Source organism: Protofrankia sp. CiT1 (assembly GCF_917627335.1).
GTDB lineage: Bacteria > Actinomycetota > Actinomycetes > Frankiales > Frankiaceae > Protofrankia.
This window is the reverse complement of record NZ_CAKJTP010000258.1, coordinates 1-1,632: the sequence shown is the minus strand read 5'-3', so window position 1 is coordinate 1,632 and position 1,632 is coordinate 1. Positions and strand designations below refer to the sequence as shown.

Here is a 1,632-nt window from a genome sequence, read left to right as displayed (position 1 = left end):
AGTGGCAGTAGCGAGACCGGGATCAGCTTGAAGTTCGCGATCCCCAGCGGGATACCAATGATCGTGAGGCACAGCAGCAGGCCGGTCGCCAGGTGGCCGAGCGCCAGCCACCAGCCTGCGAACACGATCCACAGCACGTTTCCGATCAGTGACGGCGCTCCCGCATCGCGGCGATCGACCACTCGGCGGCCGAACGGCCACAGTGTGAAGTTGGCGATGCGCAGCGAGGCAACCCCGAACGGAATGGTGAAAATCAGAATGAAGCAGATCAGTGCGGCGAGGATGTAGCCCAGCGCCATCCAGAACCCACACAACACGAGCCAGATCAGGTTCAGTATCACACGCATACGGTCAACCTTCCCGCAGGAGCCTCGTATGAACAATCCCACCAGGGGTGCCTCGCCGCGTAGGATGACCCTGTTGCGAAGAATCCTGCGGGTGACACATGCGATTGCCTGTGATTCGAAATCAGATGTGGTAAGCGTCCCTGCGGTGGCGGATCGCGGTGACTTCGACGACGCGGTTGGCGTCGTCAACAAGGTAGATGACCCGGTACGGTCCCCGCCGCGCCGACCACAGTGGCGTGAGCGGCGGTCGAGGGGTCTGCCAACCCGGTGCGGGGGGCCGAGCAGAGGTCCGGTGACGAACTCGTGGGCAGCGGCGGCGACCTTTTCGGGTAGTACCTCGGCGAGGGCGTGTGCGGCGGCTCGGGCGATCCGCAGCTGGTAACGGTTTTCCGTCACTGGCTGCGGCCGAAGCGTCGAAGGTAGTCGGTCAGTTCCTCCCCGTTGAGGACGTCACCGGTATGGAGGTGGGCGAGCCCTTCCTGGATGGCCTGCATGAGTTCGCTGTCGGCGAGGGGGAGCATTGTCATGTACAGAATTGCGGAGACGATCGTGGGCGAACCGGCAGCCGCCGGCGCTCAGGGCGCTGCTGCGGTGCTCGACGAGGAACTCGCGCGGCGCCTGGTCGTGCAGGCGAAGGCCGACGGCGTGTCGCTGAGCGGGCCGGGCGGGATGCTCGGGAAACTGACGAAGATGGTCCTCGAGACCACGCTCGAGGCCGAGAGGACGGCGCATCTCGGCTACGAGGCCCACGACCCGGCCGGGCGTGACGGTGGGGATTCCCGTAACGGCACCCGGACGAAGACCGTGGTCACCGAGATCGGACTGCTCCAGGTCGACGTGCCGCGCGACCGGGACGCCAGCGTCGCCCCGAGGATCGTTGCGAAGCGGCAACGGCGCTTGGACGGGGTCGCAGACCTCGTGGTTTCCCTGGTCGCGAAGGGACTGACGGCCGGCGAGGTCCAGGCACATCTCGCCGAGATCTACGGCACCGACCTCTCCCGGTAGACGATCTCGAACATCACCGACAAGGCGATCGAGGGTATAGAGGCCTGGGACGCCCGACCTTTGGACGCCGTCTACGCGGTCGTGTTCATCGACGCGATCGTCGTGAAGATCCGCGATGGGCAGGTCGCGATCCCCCGGCCGAACGGGGCAGGAAACAGCCGGTCGGCCGCTGCCTGCTCGAGTGCCTGCGCGACCGGCAGGACGACGTGCTCCGCTTCGTCGTCGATCTTGACGTGTGGCCGACGAACAACCAGTCGAAGCATGATCTTCGGCCGTTCAA

The 1,632-nt window shown here is 65.5% G+C and carries 4 protein-coding genes and 1 pseudogene; 1 reads left to right on the top strand and 4 read right to left on the bottom strand.

The window, feature by feature from the left end:
* The 3 genes from MJ785_RS21065 to MJ785_RS22005 all read right to left on the bottom strand — a co-directional run.
* The coding region (locus tag MJ785_RS21065) for a YccF domain-containing protein (RefSeq protein ID WP_370653021.1) at positions 1-347 on the bottom strand (347 nt) is incomplete at its 3' end.
* A 121-nt stretch (positions 348-468) separates the two neighbouring features.
* The gene (locus tag MJ785_RS22075) at positions 469-579 is read right to left on the bottom strand and encodes a type II toxin-antitoxin system RelE/ParE family toxin (protein ID WP_239345237.1); all 111 of its coding nucleotides are present in this window, start codon (positions 577-579) and stop codon (positions 469-471) included.
* Positions 580-739: 160 nt separating this feature from the next.
* Positions 740-874: a hypothetical protein gene (locus tag MJ785_RS22005; RefSeq protein WP_255720523.1), complete on the bottom strand. Its 135-nt coding sequence runs from the start codon at positions 872-874 to the stop codon at positions 740-742.
* Between MJ785_RS22005 and MJ785_RS22450 the strand changes: the two are divergent.
* A pseudogene (locus MJ785_RS22450) lies at positions 831-1,418 on the top strand (transposase); the annotation flags it as partial. The gene MJ785_RS22005 and the pseudogene MJ785_RS22450 overlap by 44 nt on opposite strands.
* A 5-nt stretch (positions 1,419-1,423) precedes the next feature.
* Here MJ785_RS22450 and MJ785_RS21050 read toward each other — a convergent pair.
* A partial coding sequence (locus MJ785_RS21050; RefSeq protein WP_239382536.1) for a hypothetical protein occupies positions 1,424-1,632 on the bottom strand: 209 nt, incomplete at its 5' end.

Excerpts from the sequence above, each read along its gene's own strand:
- MJ785_RS22005 (WP_255720523.1), bottom strand. The coding sequence starts at position 874 with ATGACAATGCTCCCCCTCGCCGACAGCGAACTCATGCAGGCCATCCAG.